Here is a 26,312-nt window from a genome sequence, read left to right as displayed (position 1 = left end):
AGCAGGAACTCGGCTTAGATTGCCTTCTACTTAGAAGTTCGTCAAGATAGACGTATGCCGAAACAGCTGCCGATCATCGCGATGGACGCCTGCTGCTCACCGCTCGCCCGCGAACCACTGAACGAGAGCCAGGCCGTCGAGCTGTCCAAGCTGTTCAAGGCAATGGCCGACCCGGTCCGCCTGCGGCTGCTGTCGCTGATCGCCTCCCACGCCGGCGGCGAAGCGTGCGTGTGCGACCTGACCGACGCCTTCGACCTGACCGGCCCGACCATCTCCCACCACCTCAAGGTGCTGCGCGAATCCGGGCTGATCGCCGGGGAACGGCGCGGGACGTGGGTGTACTACCGCGTCCACCCCGAGGTGCTGGCCCGCCTGTCGGCCGTACTCGTCCCCGGCGACACCCCGGTCCCGGCATGACCGACGCGCCCGCCGGGGTGGTCGGCAGGCTGTCCACCCTGGACCGGCTCCTGCCCGTCTGGATCGCCGCCGCGATGGTCGCCGGCCTGCTGGCCGGCCGCTGGGTCCCCGGCCTGAACACCGCGTTGTCCGCGGTGCGGGTCGACGGAATCTCGCTGCCGATCGCGCTCGGCCTGCTGGTGATGATGTACCCGGTTCTGGCGAAGGTCCGCTACGACCGGCTCGGCACGGTCACCCGTGACCGGCGGCTGCTGTGGCCGTCGCTGGTGCTGAACTGGCTGATCGGCCCGGCGCTGATGTTCGCCCTCGCCTGGCTGCTGCTGCCCGATCTGCCGGAGTACCGGACCGGGCTGATCATCGTCGGCCTCGCCCGCTGCATCGCGATGGTCATCATCTGGAACGACCTCGCGTGCGGCGACCGGGAAGCCGCTGCCGTGCTGGTCGCGCTGAACTCGGTGTTCCAGGTCCTCGCGTTCGGCCTGCTCGGCTGGTTCTACCTCGCGGTCCTCCCCGGCTGGCTCGGCCTGCCCCAAGCCGACCTCGCCGTGTCCGGGTGGCAGATCGCGAAAAGCGTGCTGATCTTCCTCGGCATCCCGCTGGCGGCCGGCTACCTCACCCGCCGTCTCGGCGAACGCGCCAAAGGCCGCACCTGGTACGAGACGCGGTTCCTGCCGAAGGTCGGCCCGGCCGCGCTCTACGGGCTGCTGTTCACCATCGTGGTTCTCTTCGCGTTGCAGGGCGAGCAGATCACCGCGCGGCCGCTGGACGTCGTCCGGATCGCGGTGCCCCTGCTGGTCTACTTCGGACTGATGTGGGCCGGGTCCTACGCGTTCGGTCGCGCCGTTGGTTTGTCGTACGAGCGCACCACGACCCTCGCTTTCACCGCGGCGGGCAACAATTTCGAACTCGCCATCGCGGTGGCGATCGCGACGTTCGGGGCGACCAGCGGGCAGGCACTGGCCGGGGTCGTCGGGCCGCTGATCGAGGTGCCCGTGCTCATCGCGCTCGTGTACGTGTCCCTGGCGCTACGCCGCCGCTTCACCCCGACCCCTGTGGAGGCCACCCCGTGAGCACGCCCGAAGTTCTGTTCGTCTGCGTGCACAACGCCGGCCGCTCCCAGATGGCCGCTGCCCTGCTCGCGCACCACGCCGACGGCGCGGTCGACGTCCGCTCGGCCGGCTCCGCGCCCGCCGACAGCATCAACCCCGCCGTGCGCGAGGCGATGGCCGAGATCGGGCTCGACCTGTCCCGGGAGGTCCCGAAGAAGCTGACGACCGACGCGGTCGAAGCCGCCGACGTCGTGATCACCATGGGCTGCGGCGACGCGTGCCCGATCTTCCCCGGCAAGCGCTACCTCGACTGGCAGCTCGACGACCCCGCCGGCCAATCCGTCGAGCACGTTCGCCCGATCCGCGACGAGATCGACCGCCGCGTCCGTGCCCTGCTCGCCGAGCTGGTCCCCGCCACGTCCTGAACCTTCCACCCTTCCCCTTTATCGTTTATCGTCGATGGACGATGAAGGGGGCTGTTGTGCTCGATCGCCACACTGCCGAGACCTACGCGGGCTGGTTCCGCGCGCTGGCCGACCCGACGCGGGTCCAGATCCTCAACCTGCTGGCCGCCACCGGCACTCCGCTGACGGTCGGGCAGATCGTCGAACGGGTCGAGGTGGGCCAGTCCACGGTGTCCGCCCATTTGAAAATCCTCACCGAAGCCCGGTTCGTGCTCGCCGAGCCGCGCGGCACCGCCCGGCTCTACCGGGTCAACCAGCGCTGCGTGTCCTGCTTCCCGACCGCCGCCGACGTCGTCATGGGCCGCGGAGTGCTGCCGTTCGCCGCTGTCACCTGCGACACCTCCCGATGAGCCCCGACTGGGACGGCGTCCCGCTGTCCGGGCACTCGGCGATCATCCGCACTACCCCGCCTCCCGTCGTCGTCCCGATGACGGCCGTTCATGCCGAGCAAGTCCTGGCGATCTACCAAGCAGGACTCGACACCGGGCACGCCAGCTTCGAAACCACCGCCCCCGACTGGGCCACGTGGGACGAGGACCACCTGCCGGCGCACCGGTTCGTGGCCGTCGACGCCGCCGAGGACGTGCTCGGCTGGACCGCGGTCAGCGCCGTCTCCTCCCGCTGCGTCTACGCCGGGGTCGTCGAGCACAGCGTGTACGTCAGCACGACCGCACGCGGCCGCGGTGTCGGCCACGCGCTCCTGGATGCGCTCATCAGCTCGACCGAGAACGCGGGCATCTGGACGATCCAAAGCGGCGTCTTCCCCGAGAACACCGCGAGCAGAGCACTTCACCACCGCGCCGGCTTCCGCGAACTCGGGACCCGCGAACGGATCGGCCGGCACCACGGCCGGTGGCGCGACGTCGTGATGATCGAACGGCGAAGTACCGCTGCTGGGATTGCGTCCGACTGAAATCGATAGTCAGGCAGCAAAAAACCCGGCTTGCACATTGCGAACCGGGCTTGACTTGCGTGGGCCTACCAGGACTTGAACCTGGGACCTCTTCGTTATCAGCGAAGCGCTCTAACCGCCTGAGCTATAGGCCCTTGAACGAGGAGAACTTTACAGGACCCCCGGAGGGGCCCTGCAACCGGGTCACTCCCGTTCGGACAAGGTGACTTCCAGGCCTCCTGCCAGGTCGGCTGAGACGTTGTAGATGAACGCGCTCACCGTGGCCAGGGCCGAGACCAGGACGATGTTGATCGCGCCGAGGATGGCGGCGATGCCGAACACGCGGCCCGCGCTGATCAGGGGTTCGGCCGAGGCGTTCGCTCCCTCGCCGCCGACCAGGGACGAGTACGTTCCGTTCAGTTTGTCCCAGACGCCCATGCCGTCCAGCACCGTGTACAGGACGCCGACCGCTACCAGCCAGACGAAGAACATCGCGACGCCCAGGACCAGGGACAGCTTGAGGACCGACCACGGGTCGAAGCGCTTGACCTGCAGGGATGCTCGGCGGGGGCCCCGGCCGGGGCGGCGCAGGGCGCTCGGGCGAGCTCGCTGCGTCGAGGCCGGGGGGACCTCGCCGGCCGCGGGAGGAGGCGTTTCCGCGCTACCGCCGAACAGGCGGGGGGCTGCGCTGCCCGTCACCACCGGGCGTTCGGTGGCGGGGACGGGCTGCGCCTCCTCCGTGGCCAGCTTGACCGTCGCTTCGGCGTCGCCTTCCTTGTCCACCCGCTGCCAGGGCGGGCTCGCCGGCGTTCCGTTCGAACCCGCTGCCTCGGGATTGTCGGTCGGTGTCACGAAGAGTCAGTCCTTACCCGTGCCGTGGGGCGCTGTCCGTAGTTGTGAACTTACTGCTCGGGCTGCGCCGTGGTCTCGTCAGCTGCTTCCGGCGCTTCGGGAGCGTCACCATTGGCGACGTCCGAGGGCTCGTCCGCGTTGCGTGCGACCGCGAGAAGAGTGGTGCCTTCGCCGAGATTCATCAGCCGGACCCCCTTCGTCTGCCGTCCCGCCTTGCGGACGTCGCCCGCCGGCGTGCGGATCACGCCGCCGCTCGAGGTGATCGCGTAGAGCTCGTCCTCGGCGTCGACGATGAGCGCACCCACCAGCCTGCCACGTTTGCGGTCGTGCTGAATGGTGAGCACACCCTTGCCGCCGCGGCCCTGGACCGGGTAGTCCTCGATCGCCGTGCGCTTGGCGTACCCGCCGTCGGTCGCGACCAGCAGGAACTTGCCTTCCTTGACGACGCTGATGCCGAGCAGCTCGTCGCCGTCGTTGAAGCGCATGCCCATCACGCCGGACGTCGGGCGGCCCATCGGCCGCAGCGCCTCGTCGGTCGCGTGGAAGCGGATGGACTGGCCCTCCGCCGACACCAGCAGCAGGTCGTCCTCCGCCGCCGCCAGCACCGCGCCGACCAGCTCGTCGCCCTCGCGCAGGTTGATGGCGATGAGGCCACCCGAGCGGTTGGAGTCGAAGTCGGTGAGCTTGGTCTTCTTCACCAGGCCGCGCTTGGTGGCGAGCACCAGGTACGGCGCGACCTCGTAGTTCTTGATCTCGATGACCTGGGCGATTTGCTCGTCCGGCTGGAACGCCATCAGGTTCGCCACGTGCTGGCCGCGCGCGTTGCGGTTGGCTTCGGGCAGCTCGTACGCCTTGGTCCGGTACACGCGGCCCTTGTTCGTGAAGAACAGGATCCAGTCGTGCGTCGAGCAGACGAAGAAGTGCTGGACGATGTCGTCCTGCTTCAACGTCGCGCCCTGGACGCCCTTGCCGCCGCGCTTCTGCGACCGGTAGAGATCCGTTTTCGTCCGCTTGGCGTACCCCGTGCGGGTGATGGTGACGACGACGTCCTCGACCGCGATCAGTTCCTCGTCGGTGACGTCGCCGCTGAAGCCGATGATCTTCGTGCGCCGGTCGTCGCCGTACTTCTCGACGATCGCCATCAGCTCGTCGCGGATGATCGCGCGCTGCCGCTCGGGCTTCTCGAGGATGTCCTTGAGGTCGGCGATCTCCAGCTCGATCTCGGCCAGCTGGTCGATGATCCGCTGGCGCTCCAGGGCGGCGAGGCGCCGCAGCTGCATGTCGAGGATCGCGGTCGCCTGGATCTCGTCGACGTCCAGCAGCTCCATCAGGGCCGGCCGGGCCTCGTCGGCGGACGGCGAGCGCCGGATCAGCGCGATGACCTCGTCGAGCATGTCGAGGGCCTTGACGTACCCGCGCAGGATGTGGGCCCGTTCCTCGGCCTTCTTCAGGCGGAAGCGGGTCCGCCGGACGATGACCTCGACCTGGTGCTTCACGTAGTGCCGGATGATCTGGTCGAGCCGCAGCGTGCGGGGCACGCCGTCGACCAGGGCCAGCATGTTGACGCCGAAGTTCTGCTGCAGCTGGGTGTGCTTGTAGAGGTTGTTCAGCACGACCTTCGCGACCGCGTCGCGCTTGATCGTGACGACGATCCGCATGCCCGAGCGGCTGTTGGACTCGTCGGCGATGTCGGCGATGCCGGTGAGCTTGCCGTCGCGGACCAGGTTCGCGATGTTCTCGACCAGGTTGTCCGGGTTGACCTGGTAGGGCAGCTCGGACACGACCAGGATGGTCCGGCCCTTCGCGTCCTCTTCGACCTCGACGACCGCGCGCATCCGGATCGAGCCGCGGCCGGTGCGGTAGGCGTCCTCGATGCCGGACGTGCCGAGGATCATCGCCCTGGTCGGGAAGTCCGGGCCCTTGATCCGCACGAGCAGCGCGGCCAGCAGCTCGTCGTCGGTCGCGTCCGGGTTCTCCAGCGCCCAGGCGACGCCTTCGGAGACCTCGCGCAGGTTGTGCGGCGGAATGTTCGTCGCCATCCCGACCGCGATCCCGGAACCGCCGTTGACCAGCAGGTTCGGGAACCGCGACGGCAGGACGTCGGGCTCCTGCGTGCGGCCGTCGTAGTTGTCGGAGAAGTCGACGGTGTCTTCTTCGATGTCGGCCAGCATCTGCATGGCCAGCGGCGCGAGCCGGGACTCGGTGTACCGCATGGCGGCCGCGGGGTCGTTGCCCGACGAGCCGAAGTTGCCCTGGCCGTCGATCAGCGGGTACCGCAGCGACCACGGCTGGGCCAGCCGGACCAGCGCGTCGTAGATCGCCGAGTCACCGTGCGGGTGGTAGTTGCCCATGACGTCGCCGACGACGCGGGAGCACTTGTTGTACCCGCGGTCCGGCCGGAAACCGGAGTCGAACATCGAGTACAGGATCCGGCGGGCGACGGGCTTGAGGCCGTCACGCACGTCCGGCAGCGCCCGCGACACGATGACGCTCATCGCGTAGTCGATGTAGGAGCGCTGCATCTCCTGCTGGATGTCGACCGGCTCGATCCGGTCGTGTTCCGGAGCCGGCGGCAAGGTTTCCGTCATGAGGTCCTTCTCGGGTGCGGGGGCCTAGCGGGACGAAGAACGGGGGACGCCTAGACGTCCAGGAAGCGCACGTCCTTGGCGTTGCGCGTGATGAACGACCGGCGGGCCTCGACGTCCTCGCCCATCAGGACCGAGAACAGCTCGTCCGCCTGGGCGGCGTCGTCCATCGTGACCTGGCCCAGCAGCCGGTTCGCCGGGTCCATCGTGGTCTCCCACAGCTCTTCGGCGTTCATCTCGCCGAGACCCTTGTAGCGCTGGATCGCGTCGTCCTTCGGCAGCTTCTTGCCGGCCTCGACCCCCGCCTGGATGACGGCGTCGCGCTCGCGGTCGGAGTACGCGTACTCCGGCTCGGACCGCGGCCACTTGATCTTGTACAGCGGCGGCCGCGACAGGAAGACGTGGCCGTGCTCGATCAGCGGGGCCATGAAGCGGAACAGCAGGGTGAGCAGCAGCGTGGTGATGTGCTGGCCGTCGACGTCGGCGTCGGCCATCAGCACGATCTTGTGGTAGCGCAGCTTCTCGATGTCGAACTCGTCGTGGATGCCGGTGCCGAGCGCGGTGATCAGCGACTGGACCTCGGTGTTCTTGAGGACGCGGTCGATGCGGGCCTTCTCGACGTTGATGATCTTGCCGCGGATCGGCAGGATCGCCTGGTACATCGAGTCGCGGCCTTCCTTGGCCGAGCCGCCGGCCGAGTCACCCTCGACGATGTAGAGCTCGCACTCCTCCGGCTTGGTGGAGCGGCAGTCCTTCAGCTTGCCGGGCAGGCCGCCGATCTCCAGCGCGCCCTTGCGGCGGACCAGGTCACGCGCCTTGCGCGCGGCCATCCGGGCCTGCGCCGAGGAGATCGACTTGTTGATGATCGTCTTCGCCTCGGTCGGGTTGCGCTCGAACCAGTCCGCCAGCCACTCGTTCGACGTCTGCTGCACGAACGTCTTGGCCTCGCTGTTGCCCAGCTTGGTCTTGGTCTGACCCTCGAACTGCGGCTCGGACAGCTTGATCGAGACGATCGCGGCGAGACCCTCGCGCACGTCGTCACCGGTCAGGTTCGCGTCCTTCTCCTTGAGCAGCTTCTTGTCGCGCGCGTACGCGTTGACGACGCGGGTCAGCGCGGCGCGGAAGCCCTCTTCGTGGGTGCCGCCCTCGTGGGTGTTGATCGTGTTGGCGAACGTGTACACCGACGGCGTGAACCCGGTGTTCCACTGCATCGCGACCTCGACCTCGAGGCCGGTGCCCTTGGCGTCGAAGGAGATGACGCTGGGGTGGATCGGCTCCTTGCTGCCGTTGATGTGCTTGACGAAGTCCTCGAGCCCGCCTGGGTAGCAGTAGGTCTTCTCCTTGACCCGCGCGACCTTGCCCTCGGCGTCCTCTTCGGTCTCCTCGTCCGCGACGCGCTCGTCACGCAGGGACAGCGTCAGCCCCTTGTTGAGGAACGCCATCTCCTGGAGCCGGCGCGAGATGGTCTCGAAGTTGTAGGTCGTGGTCTCGAAGATGTTCCCGTCGGCCCAGAAGGTGATCGTGGTGCCGGTCTCGCTCGCCGGGCCGAGGTCCTCCAGCGGGCCGGGGATCTGGTCGGTGTACTCCTGGCGCCAGCTGCGGCCGCCGTACTTGACCTCGGCGAGCAGCTTCGTCGACAGCGCGTTCACCACCGAGACGCCGACGCCGTGCAGGCCGCCGGACACCGCGTAGGAGTCGCTGTCGAACTTGCCGCCCGCGTGGAGCACGGTGAGCACGACCTCGAGGGTCGGCTTCTGCTCCTTCGGGTGCATGTCGACCGGGATGCCGCGGCCGTCGTCGACGACGCGGACCCCGCCGTCGGCGAGGAGGGTAACCTCGACCTTGGTGGCGTACCCGGCCATCGCTTCGTCGACGGAGTTGTCGACGACCTCCTGGACGAGGTGGTGCAGCCCGCGTTCACCGGTGGAACCGATGTACATGCCGGGGCGCTTGCGGACCGCTTCGAGGCCTTCGAGCACCGTGATCGACGACGCGTTGTACTCGCTCTTGTTCTCGGTCACCGGCGTTGTTTCTCCTCGTCTCGCCCGAGCGGACGCTCGCTCTCCTCCAGTGTACTTGGCCGCGTCCGCTGACATGCGGCAAGGACACCCCTGAACGCGTCACAGACGGACGAAATCGGTTCGAGCCGAGTCTTGACGTATCTCGGGAGGTCTGGATGCGTTCTCGGCCCATTCAACCGAGCATCGCGCAACCCGGGTCAGCCGTACGTGTCACGGGGGCCGCGGCCCGGCACGTGACGGGGCCCTTTCCGCCAGCTCGGGGCGGTCGGGCCCTGGATCCGCATCCGCTTGACGACGCCGTTGCCGACCCCCGCCGCGATCTTGGCGAGCAGCTTGCCCTGCAGCAACCGGAGCTGGGTGGCCCACGCCGTCGAGCTGGCGCGGACGGTGAGTTCGCCGTCCTTGAGCGCGACCGGCTGCGCGTGCTCGGCGACGTCTTCGCCGACCAGCCGCGCCCACTGCGCGAAGACGCGGGCGCTGGTGACGCTCTCGTTCCAACCGCGGTCGCTGACCAGCCGGGAGACCAGCCGGCCGAGCGGCTGCGGGTCGCGCGCGTCCGCGCCCGGTCCCGACCAGCGCCGCCGCCGGGGGTTCTGCCCGCCGCCGACCGCGGGACGGCGGCGCCCGGGCGGGACACCCCGCTCCTTGGCCTTGGCCTTCGCGGCCTCCAGCGCGGCGTGCGCGAGATCGCGTCCGGTCGGGGGTGTCTCGTTCGGCCCAGCGTGGTCATCACGCTCGGTACCTGCCGAAGGATGGGCGTCGTTTTCGGGCGTTTTGTGCCACCCATCCGGCCGCAGAGTCACGGGCAGCGATAACTCATTCACCGTGTTATCCACACTGTCCACAGGTTTGTCCCCAGATCGGGTGCGGTTTGTGCCGCCCGTCACCCGCGGTGCCCGGTCGCCTTGCTCAGCCACGCGTGATCTCACCATCCGCCACCACGAACCGGTGCCCGGCGAGCTCCCCGGGCACGTCTTCGTCGACCGCGGCGGTCACCAGCACCTGTTCGGCGCTCGCGGCCACCTCGGCCAGCCGGGCCCGGCGCTTGCGGTCCAGCTCGGCGAACACGTCGTCGAGCAGCAGCACCGGCTCGCCGGCCTCCCCGCGCAGCAGCTCGTAACTGCCGAGCCGCAGCGCCAGGGCGAAGGACCACGACTCGCCGTGGCTCGCGTAGCCCTTGGCCGGCGCCTGGCCCAGGATCAGTTCCAGCTCGTCCCGGTGCGGGCCGACCAGGCTGATGCCGCGCTCGAGCTCCGCCTTGCGGGCTTCGCCCAGCGCCTTGAGTAAGACGTCCTTCAGTACCTCGGGTTGCGCCCGTTCACCGTCCGGTACGCCGTACGTTTCCGGCAGGGCCGCGCCCAGCGACGACCGGTAGGCGATCTTCGCCGGACGCGAGTCCGGCGCGACCCCCATGTACGCCGAAGCCGCGTACGGCGCGAGGTCGGCGACGAGGTTCAGGCGCGCGGCCAGCAGCTCCGCGCCCGCCACCGACAAGTGGTCGTCCCAGACCTCGAGGGTCGAGAGCGCGTACGGGTCTTCGCGGCCCGTACGGCGTTTCCCGGCCGTCTTGAGCAGGGCGTTCCGCTGCTTCAGCACCTTCTCGTAGTCCGCCCGGACCCCGGCGTACCGCGGCGCGCGCAGCACGAGGAGCTCGTCGAGGAACCGGCGTCGCTCGCTCGGGTCCCCCCGCACGAGCGCGAGGTCCTCCGGGGAGAACAGCACCGTGCGCAGGATCCCGAGCACGTCCCGCGGCCGGCCGACCGCGCCGCGGTTGACCCGGGCGCGGTTCGCGCGGCCGTTGGTGATCTCGAGCTCGACGGTCAGTTCGCGGTCGTCGTTGACCACCGCGACCCGGACCAGCGCGCGTTCGCAGCCGTGCCGGATCAGCGGCGCGTCCGTCGCGACGCGGTGCGAGCCCAGCGTCGCGACGTACCCGATCGCCTCCAGCAGGTTGGTCTTGCCGCGGCCGTTCTGGCCGACCAGCACGGTCGGCCCCGGTTCGAGGGCGAGATCGGCCTGTGGCCAAGAGCGGAAGTCGGTGACCTGCAGGTGTCGCAGATACACCAGGGCTCCCTACCCGCCGACCTTCTTCACCGCGTGCCCGCCGAACTGGTTGCGCAGCGCGGCGACCGCGCGCATCGCGGCCGAGTGCTCCTGGCGCGAAGCGAACCGCGCGAACAGCGCGGCCGAGATGACCGGCGCCGGCACCGCGTTGTTGATCGCCTCTTCGAGCGTCCAGCGGCCTTCGCCGGAATCCTCGACGTACCCCTCGAGGTCGTCCAGCTCCGGGTCTTCGTCGAGCGCGCGCACGAGCAGGTCGAGCAGCCAGGACCGGACGACCGTGCCGCGCTGCCAGCCCTTGATCACCGCGGGCACGTCCTTGACGACCTTCGCGGCTTCGAGCAGCTCGAAGCCTTCGGCGAAGGCCTGCATCATGCCGTACTCGATGCCGTTGTGGATCATCTTCGCGTAGTGACCCGCACCGACGTCACCGGCGTGCGAGAAGCCCTCTTCGCGCGGGCCTTCCGGACGCAGCGCGTCGAAGATCGGCATCGCCTTCTCGACGTCGGCGGCCGCACCGCCGACCATCAGGCCGTAGCCGTTGTCCTTGCCCCACACGCCGCCGGACACGCCGCAGTCGACGTAGCCGATGTTCTTCGCGGCGAGCAGGTCGGCATTCAGCTTGTCGTCGGTGTACTTCGAGTTGCCGCCGTCGATCACCATGTCGCCGCTCGCGAGCAGGTTGCTCAGCTCGGTGACGGTCTGCCGGGTCGGCTCGCCGGCCGGGACCATGATCCAGACGATCCGCGGACCGTCCAATTTGGACACCAGGTCCTCGAGCGAGGTCGTGTCGCTGACGTCCGGGTTGCGGTCGTAGCCGACCACCTCGTGCCCGGCCGCACGCAGCCGTTCACGCATGTTGAAGCCCATCTTGCCCAGGCCGATCAGACCGAGCTGAACCATCGAGATCCCCTTACATGCTCAGTGTCTTACGGGGCTTCGCCCCGGCCGGGGGCTCCGCCACCCGGACCCCCCAAGGAAGTGGGCGGGTCAGCCCGGCAGGCGGACCGGCATCAGGAGGTACAGGTAGCCGGGGACGACGTTGCCCTCGGCGTCGGCGGGCTTGATGAGCGCGGGGCGGTTCGGCGTGGTGAACGTCAGCTCCGCCCGGTCGCTGTGGAGCGCGCCGAGGCCGTCGACGAGGTAACCCGGGTTGAACGCGATCGTCACCGGCTCACCTTCGTACTCGACCTGCAGCTCCTCTTCGGCGCTGCCCTCGTCGTCGCCGCCCGCGGACAACCGCAGCGTGTTGTCCCCGAACTCCAGTCGTACCTGAGTCCCCCGCTCCGCCACCAGCGAAACGCGCTTGATGGACTCGGTGAGCGCGGAGACTTCGATCACGGCGCGCGAGGTGTGCGACGCCGGCAGCAGCTGGCGGTACGGCGGGAACTCCGCGTCGAGCAGGCGGGTCGTCGTGTAACGGCCGGAGCCGGACAGGCCGAGCAGGCCTTCGCCGCTCGCGAGCGCGAGGCGGATCGTGGCGCCGGACGCGCCGAGCGTCTTGGCCGCCTCGGCGAGGGTGCGCGCGGGGACGAGCACCGCGGCGTCGGCCAGGCCCTCGGCCGGCTGCCAGGTGAACTCGCGCATGGCGAGCCGGAAGCGGTCGGTCGCGACCAGGGTCAGCGAGCTGCCGGAGATCTCCAGCCGCATGCCGGTGAGCATCGGGAGCGTGTCGTCCTTGCCCGCGGCGACGACGACCTGGGTGACGGCCTGGCCGAACGCGTCGCCGGCGAGCTCGCCCGCGAAGGCGGGCTGGGACGGCAGCTGCGGGTAGTCCTCGACCGGCATGGTCGGCAGGGAGAAGCGCGCGCTGCCGCACGTGATGGTGGCGCGCGCGCCGTCGACGGAGATCTCGACCGGCTGCGCGGGCAGCGCCTTGGTGATGTCGGCGAGCAGGCGCCCGGACACGAGGAGGCGGCCGCCGTCGGCGATCGTCGCGGGGACCCCGACCGTGGCGGAGACCTCGTAGTCGAAGCCGGAGACCGTCAGCGCGTCGGTTTCGCCGTCCGAACCGGCGTCGAGCAGGACACCGCCCAGCACCGGCACCGGAGGCCGGGAGGGGAGGCTTCTGGCCACCCACGCGACGGCGTCGGCGAGCCCGTCACGCTCGACGCGGATCTTCATGCGCGCATCCTTTCGACGATCGAGCCCCCTGCGGGCTCGGGCCAGGCCTCGTTCTCGCGGGGCAGTGACCGGCTGCCCCCTCCGGCCGGTCCGCCCACCCCCGCGTGAGCGGCCGGAGCGCGGACCAGGTGCAGGCGTCCACGTTAGGCCGTCGCGGGCGCCGCCGTCACCTCGGCCTCCCCTTGACTTTGTCGACATGACGACTCGATCGCGCAGCTGTCCCCAACTTCGTCCGCCGCCTGTTTTTATCTTTTTCTCTCTTAGAAGAGATCTAAAGGCAGTAGCAGTAGTAGGTGTTGTGGATTGTGTGGATCGAGCTCGTTCGCGCAGGTCGGACGGTTTGCGGGCGTGTGGGTAACCGTGGTGGCGGACCTGTGGGTAACCCGGGGCGTCCGTGGATGGTTTCGGGCGTCCCCCGATTCGTCCACAGATCCGCCTGGTTGTCCCCATGGTTGTCCCCAGGTTTGGGACTGTTCCTGGGGGCGGACAGAACGGCCCGAATCGCTCTTACGAGTGATCGGCTCCTCCTGTGCACAGCATGTGGGCAACCTGTGGAATCCGCGTGGACAAGGGTGTGGATGCGCTGTGGATCGCCTGTGGGCGGGGTGTGGAGGGAATCCGTGTCTGCGCTGGTGGGAGATCCGTTGGCACTGTGGGCAATCCGCCCACACGGTGGGGAAAACCCCTTGTGTACAAACAAATTTCGCGAGTTTGGCGAAGCACGCGTACGCGCCTTCGCTGCTTCGCGGGTGTACGTGCTGTGGACACTCCAAAGACGACTAAGGGGCGTCCACATTGAGCGGACGCCCCGAAGTCGTTGCGGAATAAGGGATGTGCTACTGGCGGGCGCGCTGCTTGATGCGCGACGTCAGCTCCTGCACCTGGTCGTAGATCCGCCGGCGCTCGGCCATCTCCTTGCGGATCTTCTTGTCCGCGTGCATGACCGTCGTGTGGTCGCGGCCGCCGAACGTCTGCCCGATCTTCGGCAGCGACATGTCGGTCAGCTCGCGGCAGAGGTACATCGCGATCTGGCGGGCCGTGGCGAGCGCCTTCGTCTTGCCGGGGCCGCACAGGTCGTCGAGCGTGACGTCGAAGAACTCGGACGTGACGCCCATGATGGTCGGCGCCGTGATTTCCGGCGCGTGCGAGTCGGGGATCAGGTCCCGCAGCACGATCTCGGCGAGCGCGCTGTCGACGGGCTGCTGGTTCAGCGACGCGAACGCGGTGACCCGGATCAGCGCGCCTTCGAGTTCCCGGATGTTCGCCTCGACGCGCGAGGCGATGAATTCGAGGACCTCGCCCGGCACCGCCAGCCTGTCCTGCGCCGCCTTCTTGCGGAGGATCGCGATCCGCGTCTCGAGCTCGGGCGGCTGGATGTCGGTGATCAGGCCCCACTCGAACCGCGTCCGCAGCCGGTCCTCCAGCGTTTCGAGGCGCTTCGGCGGGCGGTCGGAGCTGACGACGATCTGCTTGTTCGCGTTGTGGAGGGTGTTGAAGGTGTGGAAGAACTCTTCCTGCGTCCCTTCCTTGCCCTCCAGGAACTGGATGTCGTCGACGAGCAGGATGTCGATGTCGCGGTAGCGCCGCTGGAACGCGACCTTGCGGTCGTCGCGCAGCGAGTTGATGAAGTCGTTCGTGAACTCTTCGGTCGAGACGTACCGGACGCGCATGCCCGGGAAGAGCCGTTGCGCGTAGTGGCCGACCGCGTGCAGCAGGTGTGTCTTGCCGAGCCCGGACTCACCCCAGATGAACAGGGGGTTGTACGCGCGGGCGGGTGCTTCGGCGACGGCGACCGCGGCCGCGTGCGCGAAGCGGTTGGACGCGCCGATGACGAACGTGTCGAAGGTGTACTTCTCGTTCAGCTTCGTCTTCGACGTCTGCGGCTGCGCCGGCGCGGTGTAGGGCTGGCCGGCGATCGGCTGGCCGGAGAACGTCGGCCAGATCTCGTGGACCGCGGCGAGCGCCTCGCCCTCTTCGTCGACTTCCTCGTCGGTGTCGTCGCCGTCGTCCGGCTTCGGCACGACGGCCTGGTGCGCCGGCATCGGCCGCGGCATCGGCGGCTGCGCCGGTTCGGGCCGCGGCGGCGGCATCATCGGGGCGCCGTTGGCCGGCATCGGCGGGGCGGGTTCGGGGCTCGCGCCGTTTTCCACCCGGCCGGGTGACGGCACGTACCGGGGGGCGGGCGCCGGGGCGACGGCTTCGGCGCTGTCGACCTTAACCGCGAGGGAGATCGCGCGGCCGAGCCGCCGGGAGAGCGCGTCGGTGATCGCGCCGCGCAGCCCGCGTTCGATCGCTTCCTTCGCGAAGTCGCTGGGCGCCGCCAGGAGCGCCGTGCCGTCGAGCAGGCCGATCGGACGGGTCACCCGCATCCAGGCGCGCTGCTGGGGGGAGAGGGTCCCGTCGGACAGTTCACGTACCACCTGTTCCCAGATGACACCCAGATTGTGCTGGTGATCCGACACCTGTCTGGCTCCCCTCCCCTCGTCTCCGTGGACGGCCGAACCCCGGCGACCTGCGTGCGCATCGGCACAGCGGATATCCACATAGTTGTCCACAGCTGTGCACTAATGTACGGCGACCCGCGGCGCCGCCACCTGCGGGCTCGTCGTACGCCGGTGGGCACTCCACCACCCGGAGACTGGGCACCGCGACCGGTGACCCGGAAGAGGCACGCTAACAAGCCCCGTCCGCTGCCACAAGGCATCCTCGGCGGCCAGCATTTCACGGTGTACAGGACGTGGCCATTCGGTGTCCCGGCGTCGACCGCCACGGCCGCGCGCGCCGGTCGCGTACCGTGGCCGAGGGGGTGCTTACCGGCCGCCCGACGGGGGTGCGTACCCTCGTAAGGTCTCCCGTATGCGACGGGTGCGTTTCGCGTGCCCACGTTGTCGTCGCTCGTCGTGACGAGGCCACACGTTGGTAGGAGACACCAGAGACTGCCGTGCGCCCGCACGACACGCCAGGTGGGAAGGAAATCTTTCCGCCCGACGCGAGACACAGGAGAAGCAGTGAGCAAGGGTAAGCGCACCTTCCAGCCGAACAACCGCCGCCGCGCGAAGACCCACGGGTTCCGCCTGCGCATGCGGACCCGCGCCGGCCGGGCCATCCTGGCGGCCCGCCGTCGCAAGGGCCGCGCCGCGCTGTCCGCCTGATCGCACGATCGGGGCGCGCTGTGCTGCCGGCTGCCGCACGCCTGCGGCGGAGTGAGGATTTCCGCGTGGTTCTCCGTCGCGGGTCCCGGGCAGGCAGGCGCCGCCTCGTCGTCCACGCGCTGACCACGGACCCGTCCGAGGCCGCCGACGCTGTGCCGTCGGCGGCCAGGGCGGGTTTTGTGGTGAGCAAGGCCGTCGGCAACTCGGTGGTCCGCCACCGCGTCAGCCGGCGGTTGCGTCATCTCGTTTCGGCCAGGCTCGGAACACTGCCCGCCGGCACTGCGTTGGTCGTACGGGCATTGCCGCCGTCGTCGACCGCTTCCAGCGCCGAGCTCGGGTCCGATCTCGACGCCGCGTTGCGTCGGCTGGGGCTTCTGTCGTCGCGCCGTCCGGCCGGGGATGTCCCCCGCCCGACGCGTCCCGCGGACGCGACCCCCGACCACGGATCAGCGGTGTGACCGGCATGCGAGCCACCCCCGAGCACGACCACGACCACGACGTCGACCCCGAGCCTCCCCGGCCCGGTCCCGTCGCGTGGGTCTTGCTGCTCCCCATCAAGCTCTACCGCAAGGCGATCTCGCCCTTCCTCCCGCCGGCTTGCCGGTTCTACCCGAGCTGCAGCGCGTACGCAGTCGAAGCCCTGACCCGGCACGGCGCCGGCCGCGGCTCCTACCTCGCGCTGCGCCGGCTGCTGCGCTGCGGCCCCTGGACGCCACCCGGCCGCGACCCCGTGCCCGAGACATTCTCGTGGCGACACCGCAGACCTGAAACACCGATCGAGGAGTAGCAGCAGTGCTCGATTTCATCTACTACCCCGTGTCCTTCATCCTCTGGTGTTGGCACAAGGTCTTCGGGTTCGTCTTCGGGGAATCGACCGCGGTCGCCTGGATCCTCGGCATCATCTTCCTGACGTTCACGGTCCGCGGCATCATGTTCAAGCCGTTCGTGAACCAGGTCCGGTCGATGAAGAAGATGCAGGACTTCGCGCCGGAGATGAAGAAGATCCAGAAGAAGTACGCGAACGACCGGCAGCGCCAAGCCGCGGAGATGCAGAAGCTGCAGCGCGAGCACGGCGTCAACCCGCTGGGCAGCTGCCTGCCGATGCTGCTCCAGATCCCGGTCTTCATCGGCCTGAACCACGTCCTGCGCGCGTTCACCATGCCGCCGCCCGGTGGCGGGCCGAAGACCGAGAACTACTTCTTCAGCCAGCACGACGTCGAGTCCTACGTCAACGCGAAGCTGTTCGGCGTCAACCTCGGTGAGGCCGTCTACAACGGTGTCGGGGTCGTCAGCGGTGGCGCCACGAACGTCGGCTTCCACTGGAGCGTGCTCCCGGTGGCCCTGCCGCTGATGATCGTCGCCTCGATCGCCACGCACCTGACCGCGCGGCACTCGGTGGCCCGGCAGAACGCCGCGTCGGCCACCCCGCAGACCGCGATCATGAACAAGCTGACGATGTACATCTTCCCGCTCGGTGTGCTCGTCTTCGGTGCGCTGTTCCCGCTCGGCCTCCTCTTCTACTGGCTGGCGAACAACGGCTGGACCCTGATGCAGCAGCGCCTCGTCTACACGAAGATCGACAAGGAAGAGGCGGCCCGCAAGGCGGAGGCCGCCGAGAAGCGCGCGACGCTCGGGCCGAAGCCGGGCCAGAAGCCGACCGCGCCGAAGGTCGGTCAGAAGCCGGTCCAGCAGAAGAAGAACCAGCCCGCGCAGACCGGCTCCCAGAAGAAGGTCACGAAGGCGGGCTCGGCCCACGGCTTCGCCCAGACCACGCCGGCGGCGGCCGCCGCGGACGACGGCGACAAGACCCCGGCCGACACGAACGGCCAGAACGGTTCGAAGGACAACGGCACGGGCGTGCCGGGCCTTCTCAAAGACTCGACCAGGAAGTCGGGCCGGAAGCGCCGCTGAGCGCGACCGGTTCGGAGAGGAGACGAATGATGTCGGAGACGATCGACACGATCGACGCCGATGAGGACGACGTGACCCCGGCCGCGGCGGCGGACACAGCGGGCGAGGAGAAGGCGGGCGGTGACGACATCCTCGTCCAGGAGGGCGACATCGCCGGCGACTACCTCGAGCGGCTGCTGGACCTGCTCGACTACGACGGGGACATCGACCTCGACGTGGAAGCCGGCCGCGCGATCGTGAGCATCGACGGTGGCGAGGACCTCGAGAAGCTCGTCGGCCCGCGCGGCACGGTGCTCGAGGCGCTGCAGGAGCTGACCCGCCTGGCGGTCCAGCAGGAGACGGGCTCCCGCAGCCGCCTGATGCTGGACATCGCGGGCTGGCGCGCGGACCGCCGCGAGGAGCTGAAGGAGCTCGGCCGCTCGACGGCGGAGTCGGTCTTGAAGAGCGGCGAGCGCGTCCGGCTGCAGCCGATGAGCCCGTTCGAACGCAAGGTCGTCCACGACGCGGTCGCGACCGTCTCGGGCGTCACGAGCGAGAGCGAGGGCGAGGACCCGAAGCGCCGTGTGGTGATCTTCCCGGAGTCCTGAGCTCCAGACGCTCCAGGCGCAGAGCGGCCCCACTTGACTCGGTCAGGTGGGGCCGCTTTCTTGTGTGCATGCGGCGTCCGGCTGGGCAACACGACGCCTCGCCGAGCGAATTACACGGGTGATGTTTCACGTGGAACTGTCCCCCGCTGGCCGCCGGCTGAGTGGAGTTGTCCACATCTTCGGACTGTCGGCTCGTCTTCTCCGGTTCATCGGGGACAATCGAACGAGCGCGGTTTCACGTGAAACCGGCGGACGAGGAGTAGGCGGAGTGAGCTTGGAGCAGGCGGCGGCGCGGGTGTTCGGAGAGCACGTCGACCAAGCGGCCGGGTACGTCGAACTCCTGGAGCGGCACGGGGTCGAGCGGGGGCTGATCGGTCCGCGGGAAGTCGAGCGGCTGTGGGAACGGCACGTGCTCAACTCGGCGGTGATCGGCGAGCAGATGCCCGAAGGCGCCCGCGTGGTCGACGTCGGGTCCGGCGCCGGGCTTCCGGGTGTACCGCTGGCGATCGCGCGACCGGACCTCGATATCGTCTTGCTCGAACCGATGGCCCGCCGGGTGGACTGGCTGGCCGAGGTGGCCGAGAAGCTGGAACTCCCGATCACCATCGTCCGTGGACGCGCGGAGGAGCGGCCTGTGCGTGAGGAGCTCGGTGGCGCCGACATCGTCACCGCTCGCGCGGTCGCCCCGCTCGCTCGTCTCGCGGACTGGTGCCTGCCGCTGGTCCGTCCCGATGGCTTCCTGGTCGCCCTCAAGGGCGCCAGCGCGGCGGACGAGATCGAGCGGGACGGTGCCGCCATCCGCAAGGCCGGCGGGGCCGATCCCCTCATCGTCGAGTGCGGCGCCGCAGTACTAGAGGTCCCCAGCACGGTTGTGAAGATCCGTCGCCTGCCGGCAGCCGCCAAGCCGAAGGCGCGGAGCAGGAAGCGTTAACGGGTCGCGATGTTCCACGTGAAACGTAGCGACTCGACCACCGACCAGACGTCTAGATGGAGGAGGTGTCGAGACCGGTGAATCCCCCGCCGTCCGACTCCACGGAGACCAGCCACGACGTGGGCTGGACGCCGATCGCCGAAGAAGCCGCCCGCGCCGCGCGTCTGCTGCACCCGGAGGAGGGGACCCTTCCCCGCCCCGGCCGCCGTCGCGTGCTGACCGTCGCCAACCAGAAGGGCGGCGTCGGCAAGACCACCAGCACGGTCAACCTGGCCGCCGCGCTCGCGCTCCACGGGCTCAAGACGCTCGTCGTCGACCTCGACCCGCAGGGCAACGCGAGCACCGCGCTCGACGTCGACCACCGGTCCGGGACGCCCTCCATCTACGAGGTGCTCATCGGCGAGGTGACGCTCGCCGAGGCGGCCCAGCCGACCGAGCAGTCCCCCAACCTCTTCTGCGTCCCCGCGACGATCGACCTCGCCGGCGCCGAGATCGAGCTCGTCTCGATGGCGTCCCGCGAGTCCCGCCTCAAGGAGGCCATCTCCTCGGAGATCCTCGACGAGATCGGCGTCGACTACGTCCTCATCGACTGCCCGCCGTCGCTGGGTCTGCTGACGGTCAACGCGATGGTCGCCGCGCAGGAGGTGCTCATCCCGATCCAGTGCGAGTACTACGCGCTGGAAGGTCTCGGGCAGCTGCTGAGCAACATCGAGCTCGTGCAGCAGCACCTCAACCGCGAACTGCGCGTCTCGACCATCCTCCTCACGATGTACGACGGCCGGACCAAGCTGGCCGACCAGGTGACGAACGAGGTGCGGAACCACTTCGGCGACACCGTCCTGAAGACGGTCATCCCCCGCAGCGTGAAGGTGTCCGAGGCACCCGGGTACGGCCAGACCGTGCTCGCCTACGACCCCGGCTCGCGCGGGGCGATGAGCTACGTCGACGCGGCGAAGGAGATCGCCGAGCGCGGCGCACAGATGGAGAAGGGTAGTTCGACATGACCGAGCGTCGAGGAGGGCTGGGGCGCGGCCTCGCCGCCCTGATCCCGACCGGCCCCACCGGCGGTGGTCCGCTCCCCGCGCCCACCGACGGCGCGGCGGCGGACAAGAAGGCGGCCGAGGAGAAGGGCTGGTTCGCGGCGAACGGCGCGGCCGGCCAGCGTCCGGAGGTCAGCGGCGAGGTTGCCGGCGCGGTCTACCGCGAGATCCCGGTCAGCTCGATCAAGCCGAACCCGAAGCAGCCCCGCCAGGTCTTCGACGAAGACGCGCTCGCCGAACTCGAGCACTCGATCCGCGAGTTCGGGCTCATGCAGCCCATCGTCGTCCGCGAGCTCGGGAACGACGAGTACGAGCTCGTCATGGGCGAGCGGCGGCTGCGTGCTTCGCAGCAGGCCGACCTCGAGGCGATGCCGGCCATCGTCCGGCAGACCGCCGACGAGTCGATGCTGCGCGACGCGCTCCTGGAGAACATCCACCGCGTCCAGCTGAACCCGCTCGAAGAGGCGGCGGCGTACCAGCAGCTGCTCGACGAGTTCGCGGTCACGCACGAGGAACTGGCGAGCCGGATCGGCCGCAGCCGCCCGGTCATCACCAACACGATCCGGCTCCTCAAGCTCCCCCTGCCGGTGCAGCGCCGGGTGGCCGCGGGCGTCCTGTCCGCCGGCCACGCGCGCGCGTTGCTGTCACTGGAGGACGCCGAAAGCCAGGAAGAGCTCGCCGCGCGCATCGTCGCGGAAGGCATGTCGGTCCGGGCGACCGAGGAAGCCGTCACGCTCAAGAAGAGCGAGAAGCCGGCCAAGCCGAAGCCCGCGCCGCGCAAGCCGATCCAAGCGCCGGGTCTTCAGGAACTCGCGAACCGGCTCTCGGACCGGTTCGACACCCGCGTGAAGGTCGACCTCGGCCGCCGCAAGGGCCGGATCACGCTCGAGTTCGGGTCGGTCGACGACCTCGAACGGATCGTCGCGATCATCGACGCGAACGGGGCAAATCAGACACCGAAAACCGATTAGGGATCACCCCGGGGTGTTTCGTCACGGTGATGATTGCTCATCGCAGTGGTGACCACCACGAGAAGTGATCACACGAAAAAGGCCGCCACGGAAGTTCCGAGGCGGCCTTTCGCGTAGGAGACGTCAGCGGGTGAGCGCCCGCGCGATCAGTTCGGCGAACACCGCGCCGAGCGACTTGCCCGCCGCCTCGATCGCCATCGGCACCGTCGACGTCTCGGTGAGACCGGGCGACGGGTTCACTTCGAGGAAGTGGACCGCGCCGTCCGCCGCCACGACCGCGTCGGTCCGCGAGATGTCGCGGAGGCCGAGCACGCGGTGCGCCGCGACGGCCAGCTCGGCCACCGCCTTGGCCGCGGCGTCGTCGAGCCGGGCCGGGGTGAAGAAGTCAGTCAGGCCGGCGGTGTAGCGGGCCGTGTAGTCGTACACGCCGCTCTCCGGGACGATCTCGACCGCGGGCAGGGCCTCGGGCCCGTCCTCGCCCTCGATGACCGTCACGGCCACCTCGACGCCGTCCACGAACCGCTCGGCGAGCACGGTGTCCCCGTAGGCGAAGCAGCCGACCATCGCGGCCGGCAGTTCCGCCGCCTCGCGCACCACCTGCGTGCCGAGCGCCGAGCCGCCCTGGTCCGGCTTGAGGATCAGCGGCAGGCCGAGGCGCTCCACCATCGCGTCGAGCACCGCCTGGGCGCCGAGCTCGCGGAAGGTGCTGTGCGGCAGCACGACCCAGCCCGGCGTCACGAACCCGGCGTTCTGCAGCAACGCCTTCGCGGTCGGCTTGTCCCACGCGCGGCGGCAGCCCTGGGAGCCGGTGCCGACGAACGGCACGTCCAGCATCTCCAGCACCGTCTGCACCGAGCCGTTCTCACCCTCGCCGCCGTGCAGCGCGACGACCACCGCGTCCGGCCGCTGGGTGCGCAGCCGCTCCAGCAGTCCCCCGTCGGTGTCCCACTCCTCGATGCCGAAGCCCTCGGACTTGAGCGCCGCGGACAGCCGCCGCCCGGACCTCAGGGAGACGTCGCGTTCGTGCGAGAGCCCGCCGGCGAGCACGGCAACGGTACGGTCGACCACCGTGGAAACTCCTTAGCTAGCCCCGGGTACGTCGATCAGACGGTGTCCGGGGAGGGCGTCTGCGGCCCCTGGATCTGGCGCGCGCTCACGTTACCGAAGGTGCGGGCGAGGTCCATTTCGGACTCCAGCACGGCCGCCAGCCGCCGCACGCCCTCGCGGATGCGTTCCGGGGTCGGGTAGCAGTAGGACAGCCGCATCTGGCGGCTGCCGAACCCGTCGGCGTAGAAGCCGGTGCCGGACGCGTACGCCACCCGGGCGGTCACCGCGCGCGGCAGCATCGCCTTCGTGTCGACGCCTTCCGGCACGGTCACCCAGACGTAGAAACCGCCGTCCGGCTTGGTCCACGAGCAGCCCGGCGGCAGGTACTGGTCGAGCGCGGAGAGGATCGCGTCCCGCCGCTCGCGGTAGTTCTCGCGGAACTTCTTGATCTGGCCCTTCCAGTCGTGCGTGGCCAGGTAGCGGGACACGATCATCTGGTTGAACGTCGGCGGGCACAGCGTCGCCGATTCCGCGGCGAGCACGAGCTTCTCGCGCACCGCGTGCGGCGCCAGCACCCAGCCGACGCGCAGGCCGGAGGCGAACGTCTTCGAGAACGAGCCGAGGTACACGACGTTGTCGGGGTCGGTCGACCGCAGCGCCGGGTACGTCTGCCCGTCGAAGCCGAGCAACCCGTACGGGTTGTCTTCGACGACCAGGACGCCGTGCTCGCGGCAGATCTCCAGGATCTCCGCGCGGCGCTCGACGGCCAGCGTGACGCCGGCGGGGTTGTGGAAGTTCGGGATCGTGTAGAGGAACTTGACCCGGCGGCCGGCCTTCTTGGTCTGGTCGAGCGCTTCGCGCAGCAGCGAGGGCACCAGGCCGCGATCGTCCATCTCGACGTGCACGACCTGCGCCTGGTAGGCGGCGAACGAGCCCAGCGCGCCGACGTACGACGGACCCTCGGCGATCACGACGTCACCCGGGTCGCAGAACAGCCGCGTGACCATGTCCAGGCCCATCTGCGAGCCGACGGTCACCACGACGTCGTCCGGGTGCGCCTTGATGCCCTCCAGGGCCATGATCTCGCAGATCTGCTCGCGCAGCACCGGGATGCCGTGCGCCGAGCCGTACTGCAGCGCCACCAGGCCGTCTTCGGCGATGATCTCGGCCACCTGCGCCGACAGCGTGTCGAGCGGGAGCGCGGCGAGGTTGGGCATGCCGCCGGCGAGCGAAACCACCTCGGGCCGGCTGGCCACCGCGAACAGGGCCCGGATCTCGGAGGCGGTCATCCCGGCGGTGCGCGCGGCGTACCGCTCCAGGTGCGGGTCGAGGTTCTGGCGGCCGCTGTGCGGCTTGCTGGGGCGGTTCTCGGTCATCGACGTTCACCCGGGGCTAGGCGGACACGGTCACTCCCGCGGGAGCTGGTAGATCCCATCGAGTGTAACCGGGCACCCATCAGGACCCCCTGGCCTTCCGGTGCTCGTCACATCGGCCTATCCTCGACCGTGGCTCCCGTGTTCGTGCCGTGGATCTCGCGCGGCCTGACGAGCGGGCCGCCGGTCGGGAGCGCAGGTCAGGGAGGTCGCGGGTGTCGCGTCGCGTCGTGGGCGTCACACTGGACAACCTCGAGCACCTGCCGAAGAGCTGCCGCCGGTGCGTGTACTGGGAACTCGCCCCCCACCTGAAGCACCAGGCCGAGGAGTTCGGCGCGACCGAGGTCGAGAAGGAAGCCTGGGTGTCGAGCGTGCTGCTCGAGTGGGGTTCCTGCGGCCGGATCGTCTACAGCGACACGCTGCCGGTCGGGTTCGTGCTGTACGCCCCGCCGAACGCCGTCCCGCGCGCGCTGGCCTTCCCGACGTCGCCACCGAGCGCCGACGCCGTCCTGCTGACCTCGTTCCAGGTGCTGCCGGAGTTCCGCGGCGGTGGTCTGGGCCGGATGCTCGTCCAAGCGGTCGCCAAGGACCTGACCAAGCGCGGCGTCCGGGCCATCGAGGCGTTCGGTGACGCCCGTCCCGACGAAGCCGACCCGGACGGCGGCCACAGCTGCGTGCTGCCGGCCGCCTTCCTCCAGAGCGTGGGCTTCAAGACCGTCCGCCCGCACCAGAAGTGGCCCCGCCTGCGCCTCGAGCTGCGGTCGGCGATCACCTGGAAGGAAGACGTCGAGGCGGCCCTCGAGCGGCTGCTCGGTCAGGTGACGATCACCACCGCCGAGCCGAGCCTCGGCCGCGCCTGAATCCGCCCCCGCAAACGTTTGCGCCTGTGCTTCGGCACGCCGGAAAGGCGTGTGTGCACAACTGTGGAAGAAGTGCCGAGTTATCCACAGAGCGCTGATAGGAGCGGTGGACAACCTGTGGAGAACTGCCCCGAAACCTGGGGACGCGCGGTTCGCGTCCCCAGGGGTGGTGGGACAGGTGAAGGAGAGCCGCTAGGGGTTGTGGTCGAGCCCTATTCGGCCTTGGCCAGCTCGTGCGCCAGGACGTCCGCGAACGTGAACGTACCCGTCGGCTGGTCGCCCTCGCCGAGGAGGTACAGGCGCTTGACGGCGATCAGGATGCCCTCCGCGACGATGTCGCGGAACGCCGGGTCGCCGAGCTTGCGGGCGTCGTCCGGGTTCGTCAGGTAGCCGATCTCGACCCGGACCGCCGGGCAGCGGGTGCGGGTGAAGATGTCCCACGACTTGTAGTGCGTGCGGCAGTCGAGCATGCCGGTGCGGGCCGCGACCTCGCGCTGGATGAAGCCGGCCAGCAGCTCGCCCACCGTCGACGTCGTGCCGTTGCCGTTGCCGAAGTGGAAGCTCGCGACACCCTGCGCGCGCGGCGAAGAGTTCTTGTCGCTGTGCAGCGAGAGGAACAGGTCCGCGCCCGCGTCGTTGGCGAACTTGGCCCGCTCGAGCTCGGTGGGGCTGTGGTTCGGGCCGCGGGAGATCAGCGCCTCCATGCCCGTGGCCTTCATCCGGCCTTCGAGCCGCCGGGCGAGGTCCCACGCGATGTCGGCCTCGCGCAGGCCACCGGCGACCACACCGAGGTCGTCGCCGCCGTGGCCCGGGTCGATCACGATGCGCTTGCCGCGCAGCCGCGGTCCGGCCTGGCGCACCTGCTCCTGCTCGCGCAGGAACACGGGGCGCCCGCCCCGGGCCCGCGGCGAGGACAGGCGGTGCAGCTCGCGGATGGTCGCCGGGCCGCACATGCCGTCCGGCGTCAGGCGCATGTCGCGCTGGAACGTCTTGAGGGCGCGCTCGGTGGCGGGGCCGAAGTAGCCGTCGGGGCGGCCGGCGTCGAAGCCCAGCTCGGTGAGCCGCTCCTGCAGCGTGAAGACGTCGTCGCCGTGCACCGGGGAGGCGATCATGTACGACAGCGGGCGGCTGCCCAGGTGGTAGCTGGCGCCCTTGAGCGCCTGGAACGTCGCCGGACCCACGATGCCGTCGGTCATCAGCCCACGGCGCTGCTGGAAGGCACGGACGGCGTGCTCGACGGCGACGTCGAACGTGTCGTAGACGTCGGTACCGGTGACCGGCGGGAGCAGGTCCATCCCGGCCAGGATGGACCTGATCTCGGCGACGTCCGGACCGGCGTCACCGCGGCGGAGTACCCGCATGCACTCCTCGCTCTTCCTAAGGCACCGATTCGGGGGCTCGGTGCGTGGCAGGACTTTCGGAAAACTCTCGCTGGGACGAGCCCAGGTCCTCTATTGTGCCTTGCCAACTCTGGGTGACAGCGTAGGCCCGGTAGGTACGTCAAGAACCCGTTAGTGGAGTACCCGCGGTGGCCGTTGTCACGCTCGACTCAATTCACCCCTGGCAGATTCCCCCGAACGCGACAAACCCGGGACCCGCGGGGGATTCCCGCAGGCCCCGGGTTCGCCGGGCTTGTTCGGTTCAGAGGACGTCGGCGAGGTCCGACAGCAGCGCGGCCTTCGGCTTCGCGCCCACGATCTGCTTCACCGGCTTGCCGCCCTGGAACAGGATCAGCGTCGGGATGGACATCACCTGGTAGTCACGCGGCGTGTTCGGGTTCTCGTCGATGTCGATCTTGGCGATGGTCAGCTTCTCGCCGTTTTCGGCCGCGATCTCCTCGAGCACCGGGGCGACCATCTTGCACGGGCCGCACCAGGTGGCCCAGAAGTCGACCAGCACGGGCTTCTCGCTGGTCAGGACCTCGTCGACGAACGTCGCGTCGGTCACCTTGACGGTGTTGGACATGGTTTCTCCT

At 69.4% G+C, this 26,312-nt stretch carries 26 protein-coding genes and 1 tRNA gene; 14 read left to right on the top strand and 13 right to left on the bottom strand.

Annotated features, from left to right (window positions below; genetic code table 11):
* The first annotated feature begins 54 nt into the window (after positions 1 to 54).
* From ACWDN5_RS01570 to ACWDN5_RS01550, 5 genes are read left to right on the top strand one after another with little or no spacing between them, the layout of a single operon-like run.
* Positions 55 to 417: a metalloregulator ArsR/SmtB family transcription factor gene (locus ACWDN5_RS01570; protein ID WP_449673839.1), complete on the top strand. Its 363-nt coding sequence runs from the start codon at positions 55 to 57 to the stop codon at positions 415 to 417.
* A complete protein-coding gene (gene arsB, locus ACWDN5_RS01565; RefSeq protein WP_449673838.1) occupies positions 414 to 1,487 on the top strand; it encodes an ACR3 family arsenite efflux transporter in 1,074 nt (357 codons plus the stop codon). Before ACWDN5_RS01570 ends, arsB begins: the two co-directional genes overlap by 4 nt.
* Positions 1,484 to 1,891 (top strand): arsenate reductase ArsC, encoded by a 408-nt coding sequence (locus tag ACWDN5_RS01560; RefSeq protein ID WP_310968336.1) that lies wholly within the window; start codon positions 1,484 to 1,486, stop codon positions 1,889 to 1,891. Before arsB ends, ACWDN5_RS01560 begins: the two co-directional genes overlap by 4 nt.
* A 41-nt stretch (positions 1,892 to 1,932) precedes the next feature.
* The gene (locus tag ACWDN5_RS01555) at positions 1,933 to 2,280 is read left to right on the top strand and encodes an ArsR/SmtB family transcription factor (RefSeq protein WP_449673837.1); all 348 of its coding nucleotides are present in this window, start codon (positions 1,933 to 1,935) and stop codon (positions 2,278 to 2,280) included.
* On the top strand, positions 2,277 to 2,843 hold the full coding sequence (locus ACWDN5_RS01550; RefSeq protein ID WP_449673836.1) for an N-acetyltransferase family protein: 567 nt from the start codon (positions 2,277 to 2,279) through the stop codon (positions 2,841 to 2,843). The genes ACWDN5_RS01555 and ACWDN5_RS01550 overlap by 4 nt, the downstream gene beginning before the upstream one ends.
* Before the next feature lie 60 nt (positions 2,844 to 2,903).
* Here ACWDN5_RS01550 and ACWDN5_RS01545 read toward each other — a convergent pair.
* From ACWDN5_RS01545 to dnaA, 9 genes are all read right to left on the bottom strand, one after another.
* A tRNA-Ile gene (locus tag ACWDN5_RS01545) sits at positions 2,904 to 2,977 on the bottom strand.
* A 49-nt stretch (positions 2,978 to 3,026) separates the two neighbouring features.
* The gene (locus ACWDN5_RS01540) at positions 3,027 to 3,674 is read right to left on the bottom strand and encodes a DUF3566 domain-containing protein (RefSeq protein WP_449673835.1); all 648 of its coding nucleotides are present in this window, start codon (positions 3,672 to 3,674) and stop codon (positions 3,027 to 3,029) included.
* A gap of 50 nt (positions 3,675 to 3,724) precedes the next feature.
* A complete protein-coding gene (gene gyrA / locus ACWDN5_RS01535; protein ID WP_310968340.1) occupies positions 3,725 to 6,262 on the bottom strand; it encodes a DNA gyrase subunit A in 2,538 nt (845 codons plus the stop codon).
* Between the two features lie 50 nt (positions 6,263 to 6,312).
* Positions 6,313 to 8,280, bottom strand: coding sequence for a DNA topoisomerase (ATP-hydrolyzing) subunit B (gene gyrB, locus ACWDN5_RS01530; RefSeq protein WP_310968341.1), 1,968 nt, complete (start codon positions 8,278 to 8,280; stop codon positions 6,313 to 6,315).
* 197 nt (positions 8,281 to 8,477) lie between these two features.
* On the bottom strand, positions 8,478 to 9,083 hold the full coding sequence (locus tag ACWDN5_RS01525) for a DciA family protein (RefSeq protein WP_449673834.1): 606 nt from the start codon (positions 9,081 to 9,083) through the stop codon (positions 8,478 to 8,480).
* A 106-nt stretch (positions 9,084 to 9,189) separates the two neighbouring features.
* Entirely contained in the window at positions 9,190 to 10,344 is a 1,155-nt protein-coding gene (gene recF / locus ACWDN5_RS01520; protein ID WP_310968342.1) for a DNA replication/repair protein RecF, read from the bottom strand.
* 9 nt (positions 10,345 to 10,353) lie between these two features.
* Positions 10,354 to 11,244, bottom strand: coding sequence for a phosphogluconate dehydrogenase (NAD(+)-dependent, decarboxylating) (gene gnd / locus ACWDN5_RS01515; RefSeq protein WP_396136864.1), 891 nt, complete (start codon positions 11,242 to 11,244; stop codon positions 10,354 to 10,356).
* Positions 11,245 to 11,331: 87 nt separating this feature from the next.
* Positions 11,332 to 12,465, bottom strand: a complete 1,134-nt coding sequence (gene dnaN / locus ACWDN5_RS01510) for a DNA polymerase III subunit beta (protein ID WP_310968343.1) — start codon at positions 12,463 to 12,465, stop codon at positions 11,332 to 11,334.
* 836 nt (positions 12,466 to 13,301) lie between these two features.
* Positions 13,302 to 14,927 carry a chromosomal replication initiator protein DnaA gene (gene dnaA / locus ACWDN5_RS01505; protein ID WP_449673833.1) on the bottom strand — a complete coding sequence of 542 codons (1,626 nt, stop codon included), beginning with the start codon at positions 14,925 to 14,927 and terminating at the stop codon, positions 13,302 to 13,304.
* A 546-nt stretch (positions 14,928 to 15,473) separates the two neighbouring features.
* Between dnaA and rpmH the strand changes: the two genes are divergently transcribed.
* The 8 genes from rpmH (at position 15,474) to ACWDN5_RS01465 (ending at position 21,057) form a co-directional block, all read left to right on the top strand.
* The gene (gene rpmH / locus ACWDN5_RS01500) at positions 15,474 to 15,617 is read left to right on the top strand and encodes a 50S ribosomal protein L34 (RefSeq protein WP_043787046.1); all 144 of its coding nucleotides are present in this window, start codon (positions 15,474 to 15,476) and stop codon (positions 15,615 to 15,617) included.
* 20 nt (positions 15,618 to 15,637) lie between these two features.
* A complete protein-coding gene (gene rnpA, locus ACWDN5_RS01495; RefSeq protein ID WP_449673832.1) occupies positions 15,638 to 16,075 on the top strand; it encodes a ribonuclease P protein component in 438 nt (145 codons plus the stop codon).
* 5 nt (positions 16,076 to 16,080) lie between these two features.
* On the top strand, positions 16,081 to 16,404 hold the full coding sequence (gene yidD / locus ACWDN5_RS01490) for a membrane protein insertion efficiency factor YidD (protein WP_310968346.1): 324 nt from the start codon (positions 16,081 to 16,083) through the stop codon (positions 16,402 to 16,404).
* A gap of 5 nt (positions 16,405 to 16,409) precedes the next feature.
* On the top strand, positions 16,410 to 17,528 hold the full coding sequence (yidC, locus tag ACWDN5_RS01485; RefSeq protein WP_310968347.1) for a membrane protein insertase YidC: 1,119 nt from the start codon (positions 16,410 to 16,412) through the stop codon (positions 17,526 to 17,528).
* A 29-nt stretch (positions 17,529 to 17,557) separates the two neighbouring features.
* The gene (locus ACWDN5_RS01480) at positions 17,558 to 18,115 is read left to right on the top strand and encodes a Jag family protein (RefSeq protein WP_310968348.1); all 558 of its coding nucleotides are present in this window, start codon (positions 17,558 to 17,560) and stop codon (positions 18,113 to 18,115) included.
* 268 nt (positions 18,116 to 18,383) lie between these two features.
* The gene (gene rsmG, locus ACWDN5_RS01475) at positions 18,384 to 19,046 is read left to right on the top strand and encodes a 16S rRNA (guanine(527)-N(7))-methyltransferase RsmG (protein ID WP_310968349.1); all 663 of its coding nucleotides are present in this window, start codon (positions 18,384 to 18,386) and stop codon (positions 19,044 to 19,046) included.
* Positions 19,047 to 19,123: 77 nt separating this feature from the next.
* The gene (locus ACWDN5_RS01470) at positions 19,124 to 20,050 is read left to right on the top strand and encodes a ParA family protein (protein WP_396136865.1); all 927 of its coding nucleotides are present in this window, start codon (positions 19,124 to 19,126) and stop codon (positions 20,048 to 20,050) included.
* On the top strand, positions 20,047 to 21,057 hold the full coding sequence (locus tag ACWDN5_RS01465) for a ParB/RepB/Spo0J family partition protein (RefSeq protein ID WP_449673831.1): 1,011 nt from the start codon (positions 20,047 to 20,049) through the stop codon (positions 21,055 to 21,057). The genes ACWDN5_RS01470 and ACWDN5_RS01465 overlap by 4 nt, the downstream gene beginning before the upstream one ends.
* Positions 21,058 to 21,180: 123 nt before the next feature.
* On the opposite strand, the gene ACWDN5_RS01460 is transcribed toward ACWDN5_RS01465, so the two are convergent.
* Together ACWDN5_RS01460 and ACWDN5_RS01455 are read right to left on the bottom strand one after the other, a co-directional pair.
* Entirely contained in the window at positions 21,181 to 22,125 is a 945-nt protein-coding gene (locus tag ACWDN5_RS01460) for a D-alanine--D-alanine ligase family protein (protein ID WP_449673830.1), read from the bottom strand.
* Between the two features lie 35 nt (positions 22,126 to 22,160).
* Positions 22,161 to 23,480 (bottom strand): aminotransferase-like domain-containing protein, encoded by a 1,320-nt coding sequence (locus ACWDN5_RS01455; protein ID WP_449673829.1) that lies wholly within the window; start codon positions 23,478 to 23,480, stop codon positions 22,161 to 22,163.
* 212 nt (positions 23,481 to 23,692) lie between these two features.
* Between ACWDN5_RS01455 and ACWDN5_RS01450 the strand changes: the two genes are divergently transcribed.
* The gene (locus ACWDN5_RS01450) at positions 23,693 to 24,337 is read left to right on the top strand and encodes a GNAT family N-acetyltransferase (RefSeq protein WP_081655853.1); all 645 of its coding nucleotides are present in this window, start codon (positions 23,693 to 23,695) and stop codon (positions 24,335 to 24,337) included.
* Positions 24,338 to 24,549: 212 nt separating this feature from the next.
* Here ACWDN5_RS01450 and ACWDN5_RS01445 read toward each other — a convergent pair whose 3' ends face one another.
* Positions 24,550 to 25,698, bottom strand: coding sequence for an N-acetylmuramoyl-L-alanine amidase (locus tag ACWDN5_RS01445; RefSeq protein ID WP_310968354.1), 1,149 nt, complete (start codon positions 25,696 to 25,698; stop codon positions 24,550 to 24,552).
* A 280-nt stretch (positions 25,699 to 25,978) separates the two neighbouring features.
* Positions 25,979 to 26,302, bottom strand: coding sequence for a thioredoxin (trxA, locus tag ACWDN5_RS01440; protein ID WP_020642536.1), 324 nt, complete (start codon positions 26,300 to 26,302; stop codon positions 25,979 to 25,981).
* Positions 26,303 to 26,312: the final 10 nt, after the last annotated feature.

The sequence above is a fragment of the Amycolatopsis sp. NPDC003731 genome (assembly GCF_053586895.1).
Note: the sequence above shows the minus strand (reverse complement) of the source record. Positions and strands in the feature narration are given on the sequence as shown.

Coding starts and splice junctions, on each gene's coding strand:
- ACWDN5_RS01465 (WP_449673831.1), top strand. CDS start 20,047: ATGACCGAGCGTCGAGGAGGGCTGGGGCGCGGCCTCGCCGCCCTGATC.
- arsB (WP_449673838.1), top strand. CDS start 414: ATGACCGACGCGCCCGCCGGGGTGGTCGGCAGGCTGTCCACCCTGGAC.
- gyrA (WP_310968340.1), bottom strand. CDS start 6,262: ATGACGGAAACCTTGCCGCCGGCTCCGGAACACGACCGGATCGAGCCG.
- trxA (WP_020642536.1), bottom strand. CDS start 26,302: ATGTCCAACACCGTCAAGGTGACCGACGCGACGTTCGTCGACGAGGTC.
- ACWDN5_RS01555 (WP_449673837.1), top strand. CDS start 1,933: ATGAAGGGGGCTGTTGTGCTCGATCGCCACACTGCCGAGACCTACGCG.
- ACWDN5_RS01550 (WP_449673836.1), top strand. CDS start 2,277: ATGAGCCCCGACTGGGACGGCGTCCCGCTGTCCGGGCACTCGGCGATC.
- yidD (WP_310968346.1), top strand. CDS start 16,081: ATGCGAGCCACCCCCGAGCACGACCACGACCACGACGTCGACCCCGAG.
- ACWDN5_RS01480 (WP_310968348.1), top strand. CDS start 17,558: ATGTCGGAGACGATCGACACGATCGACGCCGATGAGGACGACGTGACC.
- ACWDN5_RS01570 (WP_449673839.1), top strand. CDS start 55: ATGCCGAAACAGCTGCCGATCATCGCGATGGACGCCTGCTGCTCACCG.
- ACWDN5_RS01455 (WP_449673829.1), bottom strand. CDS start 23,480: ATGACCGAGAACCGCCCCAGCAAGCCGCACAGCGGCCGCCAGAACCTC.
- gnd (WP_396136864.1), bottom strand. CDS start 11,244: ATGGTTCAGCTCGGTCTGATCGGCCTGGGCAAGATGGGCTTCAACATG.
- ACWDN5_RS01445 (WP_310968354.1), bottom strand. CDS start 25,698: ATGCGGGTACTCCGCCGCGGTGACGCCGGTCCGGACGTCGCCGAGATC.
- dnaN (WP_310968343.1), bottom strand. CDS start 12,465: ATGAAGATCCGCGTCGAGCGTGACGGGCTCGCCGACGCCGTCGCGTGG.